A 7511-nucleotide genomic window follows, 5' to 3' on the forward strand; every position below is an offset into this window, starting at 1 on the left:
GCCGGGGCCTTCTGCGTTCTCAGATGGCGGTCGAGAGCGCCGTGTGGCGCCATTGGTCGAGTTCGCGTCGCACGAGTGCCAGCTTCGCCTCGACCCGTTCGACCGCGTCCGCACCCAATTGCAGGCGCAGCGGCGGCTCGTCCGTTTCGGTGACGTCGACGACGGCCTTGGCGGCCTTTGCCGGGTCGCCCGGCTGGAGGCCGTCGTTCGCGGCCAGTGCCTCGCGCACCGGCCCCGCGCCGGCGACGTAGTCGGCGATGGCCGCCGGTTCGACCCGGATGCTGGAGCTGTTGAGGAAGTCGGTGCGGAAGCCGCCCGGCTCGATGATCGTGACGCGGATGCCGAGCGGGGCGAGCTCGCCGTGCAGGGCCTCCGAGATGCCCTCCAGGGCGAACTTCGACGCGCCGTACAGGCCCACCGCGGGGGCGGTGGCGAAGCCGCCCACGGACCCGATGTTCAGGACGTGTCCCGACCGCTGGGAACGCAGTGTCGGCAGGGTCGCCCGCAAGGTGTTGAGCACGCCGAACACGTTGACGTCGAACAGCTCCCGCGCAGCGCCGTCGGAGATCTCCTCGATCGCACCCACGAGGCCGTAACCGGCGTTGTTGACCACGACGTCGATCCGTCCGAACGCCGCCAGCCCCGCCTCCACCGCGAGCGCCAGCTGCTCCGGCCGGGTCACGTCCGCGTTCACCGCCAGCAGCCCGTCCGGCTTCTCCGGGTACGCGTCGAGCACCGCAGACACGTCCCTCGCCGTCGCGATCACGCTGTGCCCGCGGTCCAGCGCCTCACGGGTGATCTCCGCGCCGAGCCCACGCGATGCACCGGTGACGAACCAAACGCCCATGTTCTCCCCCAATTCCGTTCGTCCGACTGGCCGACGAGACGACGTTAGAAGCTAGAGTCCGGTCTAGATCAACACGTACGCGGCCGGAGTCGTCCATGGATCTGAGCATCGGCGAGGTGGCGCGGCGCAGTGGGCTGAGCGTCCACGCGCTGCGGTTCTACGAGCGGGAAGGCCTGTTCGCCAACCCGGTGCGCCGTCTGTCCAACGGCCGTCGGGTCTATTACGAGGAAGACGTGGAGTGGCTGGAGATCTGCACCAAGCTGCGGTCTTCCGGTATGTCACTGGCGATGATCCGGCAGTACATCGAGCTCGTCCGTCAGGGCCCGGGCAACGAACCTGACCGGCTGGAGCTGCTGCGCCGGCACGAAACCGACGTGGAAGCGCGGATCCGGGAGCTGCAAGGGGCGCTGAGCGTGATCCGGTACAAGGTGGGGATCTACGAGGACCACGTCGCCCGTGGCGAGGCCGACACCCTCTGGAACCCGAGCCGCCCGCCGACCCCCGAAACGGAACCGGAACCTGGGTCGCCGGTAAATCTGATCAGCTGATGTACCGTCGGGTAGATGAGCAAGCACCGCCGCGCCGGATCCGGGTCCGGTCCCGCTTCCAGCCCCCGTGCCACCCGTACGCCGGAACGCGGTGGGCGGAGGGCTGCCCGGCGGCGGAGCGCTCCGGCCGGGCGGCCGTCGCGGGCGCTTGTGCTGGTCGCCACCGCCGGGCTGCTGCTCTTCGGGGCCGGATGGGTGCACGCCCTCTACGAGCAGCCCGGCGCTCCCGTGCCGCCGGCCCGCTCCGACTCCCGCCCCAAGGCCCACGCCGGGTCCCCCGAGCACGCCGCGCGCGGGGGACGGCGTCCCGACGCCCTCCAGGGGCTCCCGGCGGCAGCCCTCAGCGAGGACACCCGGGCCCGTATCCCGGCCGAGGCCCGCCAGCTGGTCCTCGTCACCGGCAAGGCCAAGGACTCCTCGGAGTCCACCGCCGCCCTGTACACCCGCCCCGCGCCCGGCGCGGACTGGGTGCGGGCCGCGCAGTGGCCGGCCCGCAACGGGGCCAAGGGCTGGTCCACCGGGCGCGAGTACGGGGACCTGACCTCCCCGCAGGGCGTGTTCTCCCTCAGCGACGCGGGCGGTCTGCTGTCCGCCCCGCCCGGCACGAAGCTCCCGTACGACCGGGACTCCGCCTTCGTCGCCACGGGCCGGGGGGTGAACGGTGAGTCGCTGGAGGGCTCCTTCGACTACGTGGTGGCGATCGACTACAACCGCCGCCAGGGCGTCTCCCCGCTCGACCCGGTCATGCCGGACGGCGAGCGCCGGGGCGGCAACATCTGGCTGCACGTGGACCACGACGGCCCCTCCCAGGGCTGCGTCGGCCTGCCGAAGGCGGCGATGCGGCAACTGCTGCAGACCCTGGACCCGGCCGCCCACCCGGTCATCGCGATGGGCCCGGCCGGCTTCTGAAGGGTCCCCCCGGTACGTCCGTCGGCAACACCCTCAGCCGGATCCTCCGGCGTGGCTGCTCGCCCCGACGCGGATGCCGGGCGTGTGATGGGTACGGGCCAGTGGGCACCCGTACGCGTCGGAAAGAGCGCCCGGGACCGGCCGGGAACACCGCTGCCCGCACGGCCGTGACGACCATCCGGTGCCGACGCTGAGGAAGCCATGATGAAACGTCCCGCGCGCCGTTCCCTGCTCACGGCCGGGGCCGGCGGATCGGTCGCGGCCGTCCTCTCGGCGGCCTTCCTGCTGCGGAACGGCGCCGGGGCGCCGGCACCGGCAGCGGCACCGGCGGCCTCCCCCACGCCGCCGGGTCCGTCCCCCTCCGGGGCCGGCTCGCTCCGCACGGACCTGACCGTACGCAGCAGGCTGCTCGGGCGGGACGTCCCGTACAGCCTCTACCTGCCCGCCCGGGCGGGCACCGCACCCGCGGAGGGCGGGCGGCCGGACGCCGGGATCCCCGTCCTCTTCCTCCTGCACGGCACGAGCGGCAGCCACACCGACTGGGCCGTCAAGGGCGGCATCGTGCCGACGGTGGAACGGGCCGTCGCGGCGGGCCGGATCCCGGCCTGCGCCCTCGTCATGCCCGACGCCCGGCGCGACCCCACGCGGCCGGGCGGCGGCCAGGACGAGACGTTCTACATCAACGACCTCGCCGCCGCCGGATCCGGCGGCGGCGACACCCTGCGCTACGAGGACATGTTCGTCCAGGAGTTCGTCCCCGCCGTCGAACGGGCCCATGGACTGGGCGGCCGGCCGGAGAGGAGGGCCGTCGCCGGGCTCTCCATGGGCGGCTACGGCGCACTGATGTACGCCCTGCGGTACCCGGGCCTGTTCGGCGCCGCCGCCGGACTGAGCACGGCGCACTTCACCGACGAGGGCTACCAGGCGATCCCGATGAAGGAGTGGAACCGCTTCTTCGGCCACGCCTTCGGCCGTGACCTGGAGGGCCGGGCCCGTCTGACGGACCGCTTCCGGGAGTACGACCTGGCCGACATCATCCGCCGCACCGCCCCCGGCCGGCTCCGCCGCGGCCGCTACCACCTCGGCTGCGGGACCGAGGACGCCAACCACCTGCCGGGAACCGAGGACCTGAAGTCCGCCTTGGCGGCCCGCGGGGTGGACGCCGAGACGGTCCTGCGGCCGGGCGGCCACAACTGGCCGTACTGGAGCGCCGCGGCGGAACGCATGCTGGACTTCTTCGGCCGTCAGCTCGCCTGACCCACCGCGCCCGGCCTCCGGACCAGCAGCCCGATGTACGCGAGGTCGAAGACGGAGCACAGGACACCCAGGCCGAGGACGAACCCGGACCCCTCCAGCACCCCGAACAGCACCGTCGGCGCGAGGGTGCCCAGCCACTTGGCGACGGCGATCAGCAGTGACTGCCCGCGAGGACCGCGCCGGGCGGCGTAGAGGCCCAGGAACAGCCCGGACATCAGCAGGTTCTGCAGGAACGCGGCGTAGCGCGAGGCGTCGTGCGCGCCGAAGTGCGCCAGGAACAGCAGCTGCACGGCGAAGCCGGTCGCGAAGAGGAGCGCGCTCCACACCGCGAACACCGGCCGGGACACGAACGCCGGCAGCTCGGCGCGCCCGAAGCGCAGGTAGGTGTAGACGATCACCAGGTCGGCCGCGCCCCACACCAGGTCGACCACCCCCTGCGGGGACACTCCGGAGCGCAGGTCGCCGACGGCGTACGTGGCCTCCCAGGCGAGGTTCAGGGCGAGGGCGGCGACGGGCATGGCGTACGTCCGGTCCCGGAACCCCACCCGGACCGCCTCGACGTACACGAGGGTCCAGGCCAGTCCGCTGACGAGCGTCAGTATCAGTTCCACGGGCGCACCCTAGGCGCCGCACCGCCCGGAGCCAACGATCCGGACCACCCCGCCGTTCCCACCGGTCCTGCCCTTCCCCTTGCCTGACGGGTCGTCAGCTACGACGATGGCCCGGCGCGCAGCCGTGCCGATCCGGCAGACGGCCGCCGCGCACCCGCCCCCACCCCACCGACCCCACCCCACCCACGACGCGGACGGACGGACGGTCATGGCACGCGTGTTTCCGGAAGGACGGCTGGCGTACGGGATGCAGCTCCCGGTCCAGTCGCAGAGCACCATCTACGCCGAACCCTGGGAGGCCTCGGCCGGCGCGGCCGACCTCGCCGAGGTGGCGCGGGCCGCCGACCGGGCCGGCTTCGGGTACCTGGCCACGTGCGACCACGTGGCCATCCCGCGCCGGCTCGCCGGGCCCATGGGCACCGTCTGGTACGACCCGGTGGCCACCCTGGCCTTCCTGGCCGGCATCACCGAGCGCGTGCGGCTGCTGAGCCACGTCGCGATCGTCGGCCTGCGCCACCCGCTGGCCACCGCCAAGCAGTACGCGACGCTCGACCACCTCTCCGGGGGCCGCCTGGTCCTCGGGGTCGGGGCCGGGCACGTGCGGGAGGAGTTCGAGGCGCTCGGGGCGGACTTCGAGCGCCGGGGGCCGGTCCTCGACGAGACCCTGGACGCGCTGCGGGCCGCCCTCGGCCCGGAGGAGTTCCCCGAGTTCGAGGGGGAACGGTTCTCCTTCCGCGACCTCGGCCAGCTGCCCCGCCCCGCCCAGCAGCGGATCCCCGTCTGGGTCGGCGGGTCCTCGCCGGCCGCCGTCCGGCGGGCCGCCGTGCGCGGTGACGGCTGGCTCCCGCAGGGTGACCCGCGCGACCGGATCCCGGCGCAGGTCGCCCGGATCCGCGAGCTGAGGGAGGCGGCCGGGGTGGAGGGGCCCTTCGAGGTGGGGGCGATCACGGAGCCCCTCTACGTCGGCGAGCCCGGCTGGGACACCGGCCGGCGCACCCTCACCGGCAAGGCGGAGGTGCTCGCGGAGTCCCTGCGGGAGTACCGGGCGCTGGGCGTGGACCAGATCCAGGTCCGCTTCCGCAATCGCGACCGCGCCGAGCTCGTCGACCAGATCACCGCCTTCGGCTCCGAAGTGGCCCCGCTGCTCGACGACTGACCCGCGTCAACCGCGTCAACCGCGTCAACCGCGTCAAACACATCGACCACATCGACCAGGGAGTACCCGTGGGCAAGCTGGACGGGCGTGTCGTCATCGTCACCGGTGCGGCGCGCGGACAGGGCGAGCAGGAGGCGCGGCTCTTCGCCGCCGAGGGGGCGAGGGTGGTGCTCGGTGACGTGCTCGACGAGCAGGGTGCCGCCGTGGCCGAGGAGATCGCCGAGGAGCACGGCGAGGATCGGGCGCGGTACGTCCGGCTGGACGTGAGCCGTGAGGAGGACTGGGCGGCCGCCGTGGCCGTGGCCAAGGAGCGCTTCGGGCATGTCGACGGGCTGGTCAACAACGCGGGCATCCTGCGTTTCAACGAGCTGACCGCGACGCCGCTGGAGGAGTTCCAGCAGGTGGTGCAGGTCAACCAGGTCGGCACCTTCCTCGGGATCAAGGCGGTGGCCCCCGAGATCGGTGCGGCGGGCGGCGGGACGATCGTCAACACCTCCTCCTACACGGGCCTGACGGGCATGGCGTACGTGGGCGCGTACGCCGCGACGAAGGCGGCGATCCTCGGGCTGACGCGGGTGGCGGCGCTGGAGCTGGCCGCGCAGAACATCCGGGTCAACGCGATGTGCCCGGGGGCGGTGGACACCCCCATGGCCAACCCGGGCCTGCTGGACCCAGCCGGGATGGCGGACGGGGCCCGGGAGGCGATGGCGGAGCTGTACCAGCGGGTGGTGCCGCTGGGGCGGGTGGGGCGGCCGGAGGAGATGGCGAAGCTGGCGCTCTTCCTGACGGCCGAGGACTCCTCGTACATCACCGGCCAGCCGTTCGTCATCGACGGGGGCTGGATGGCCGGGGTCAGCATCCTCTGACCCCGATCGGCCGGGGACGTGTATCTGATGGATCGTCAGTTACCTCCACCACCGCTCTTGACGCTCCCACTCCACGGTGGAACAGTCGGACCCATCGAATCTGACGCAACGTCAGAAACCTAAGGACGGTGAACCCCTTGGAATTCGGGCTCTTCGTGCAGGGATACGTGCCTGAGGCGCGGTCCAAGGTCGACCCCGAGGCGGAGCACAAGGCGCTGCTCGAGGAGACCCAGTACGTCATCCAGGCCGACAAGTCCGGCTTCAAGTACGCCTGGGCCTCCGAGCACCACTTCCTGGAGGAGTACTCCCACCTCTCGGCGAACGAGGTCTTCCTCGGCTACCTCGCCGCCGCCACCGAGCGGATCCACCTGGGCTCGGGCATCTTCAACCCGCTCGCCCCGGTGAACCACCCGGTGAAGGTCGCCGAGAAGGTCACCATGCTCGACCACCTCTCCAAGGGCCGCTTCGAGTTCGGCACCGGGCGCGGCGCCGGCAGCCACGAGATCCTCGGCTTCCTGCCCGGCATCACGGACATGAACCACACCAAGGAGATCTGGGAGGAGACCATCGCGGAATTCCCCAAGATGTTCCTCCAGGAGGAGTACGAGGGGTTCCAGGGCAAGCACTGGTCGCTGCCGCCGCGCAAGATCTTCCCCAAGCCGTACGGCAAGGCCCACCCGGCCATGTGGTACGCCGCCGGCTCCCCGTCCTCGTACGCGATGGCGGCGAAGAAGGGCCTCGGGGTGCTGGGCTTCAGCGTCCAGAAGGTGTCGGACATGGAGTGGGTCCTGGAGCAGTACAAGACGGCGATCCAGGAGGCGAAGGCGGTCGGGGCCTTCGTGAACGACAACGTGATGGTCACCTCCACGGCGATCTGCGCGGAGACGCACGAGAAGGCGGTCGAGATCGCGGTCAACGCGAACATGAACCGCTTCCAGTCGCTGGTGTTCCGCTACCACGACACGTTCCCGCGGCCGGAGGCGATTCCGGAGTGGCCGGAGACGCTGCCGGAGTACAACGCGGAGATCATCGAGCTGCTGATCGCGGAGGAGCTGCTGATCTGCGGTGACCCGGCGGAGGTGCGGGCGCAGTGCAAGCGGTGGGAGGAGGCGGGGGCCGACCAGCTGTCGTTCGGTCTGCCGACCGGGGTGTCGTACGAGGACACGATGACGACGATCAAGCTGATCGGGGAGCACGTGATCCCGCACATCGACACGGATCCGGTCCACCGGACGACACGCTTCCGCCAGTCCGCGTAGCCGGTCCCGCCGGGGGTGCGGGGGGTACCGCTGCGCGGAGCGGGGTCCCCTACCCGCC

The 7511-nt window shown here is 72.0% G+C and carries 8 protein-coding genes; 6 read left to right on the forward strand and 2 right to left on the reverse strand.

Annotated features, from left to right (window positions below):
- Positions 1 to 19: 19 nt before the first annotated feature.
- Complete coding sequence (locus VR44_RS31215) at positions 20 to 847, reverse strand: oxidoreductase (RefSeq protein WP_045950980.1); 828 nt, start codon at positions 845 to 847, stop codon at positions 20 to 22.
- 95 nt (positions 848 to 942) lie between these two features.
- Here VR44_RS31215 and VR44_RS31220 point away from each other — a divergent pair, with 95 nt between their 5' ends.
- The 3 genes from VR44_RS31220 to VR44_RS41590 all read left to right on the forward strand — a co-directional run bounded on the left by VR44_RS31220 (position 943) and on the right by VR44_RS41590 (position 3561).
- Positions 943 to 1395, forward strand: coding sequence for a MerR family transcriptional regulator (locus tag VR44_RS31220; RefSeq protein WP_045950981.1), 453 nt, complete (start codon positions 943 to 945; stop codon positions 1393 to 1395).
- Positions 1396 to 1545: 150 nt separating this feature from the next.
- Positions 1546 to 2304 (forward strand): L,D-transpeptidase family protein, encoded by a 759-nt coding sequence (locus VR44_RS31225; protein WP_245692596.1) that lies wholly within the window; start codon positions 1546 to 1548, stop codon positions 2302 to 2304.
- 201 nt (positions 2305 to 2505) lie between these two features.
- Positions 2506 to 3561, forward strand: a complete 1056-nt coding sequence (locus tag VR44_RS41590; protein WP_052713922.1) for an alpha/beta hydrolase — start codon at positions 2506 to 2508, stop codon at positions 3559 to 3561.
- Here VR44_RS41590 and VR44_RS31235 read toward each other — a convergent pair.
- On the reverse strand, positions 3549 to 4172 hold the full coding sequence (locus VR44_RS31235; RefSeq protein WP_045950982.1) for a transmembrane-type terpene cyclase: 624 nt from the start codon (positions 4170 to 4172) through the stop codon (positions 3549 to 3551). The genes VR44_RS41590 and VR44_RS31235 overlap by 13 nt on opposite strands.
- 208 nt (positions 4173 to 4380) lie before the next feature.
- Here VR44_RS31235 and VR44_RS31240 point away from each other — a divergent pair, with 208 nt between their 5' ends.
- From VR44_RS31240 to VR44_RS31250, 3 genes are all read left to right on the forward strand, one after another.
- Positions 4381 to 5328 carry a TIGR03619 family F420-dependent LLM class oxidoreductase gene (locus VR44_RS31240; protein ID WP_245692599.1) on the forward strand — a complete coding sequence of 316 codons (948 nt, stop codon included), beginning with the start codon at positions 4381 to 4383 and terminating at the stop codon, positions 5326 to 5328.
- Positions 5329 to 5396: 68 nt separating this feature from the next.
- Positions 5397 to 6194 (forward strand): SDR family NAD(P)-dependent oxidoreductase, encoded by a 798-nt coding sequence (locus VR44_RS31245; protein ID WP_045950983.1) that lies wholly within the window; start codon positions 5397 to 5399, stop codon positions 6192 to 6194.
- A gap of 137 nt (positions 6195 to 6331) precedes the next feature.
- Complete coding sequence (locus tag VR44_RS31250; RefSeq protein ID WP_045950984.1) at positions 6332 to 7453, forward strand: LLM class flavin-dependent oxidoreductase; 1122 nt, start codon at positions 6332 to 6334, stop codon at positions 7451 to 7453.
- Positions 7454 to 7511 lie beyond the last annotated feature (58 nt).

Source organism: Streptomyces katrae, assembly GCF_000966975.1.
Lineage (GTDB): Bacteria > Actinomycetota > Actinomycetes > Streptomycetales > Streptomycetaceae > Streptomyces > Streptomyces katrae.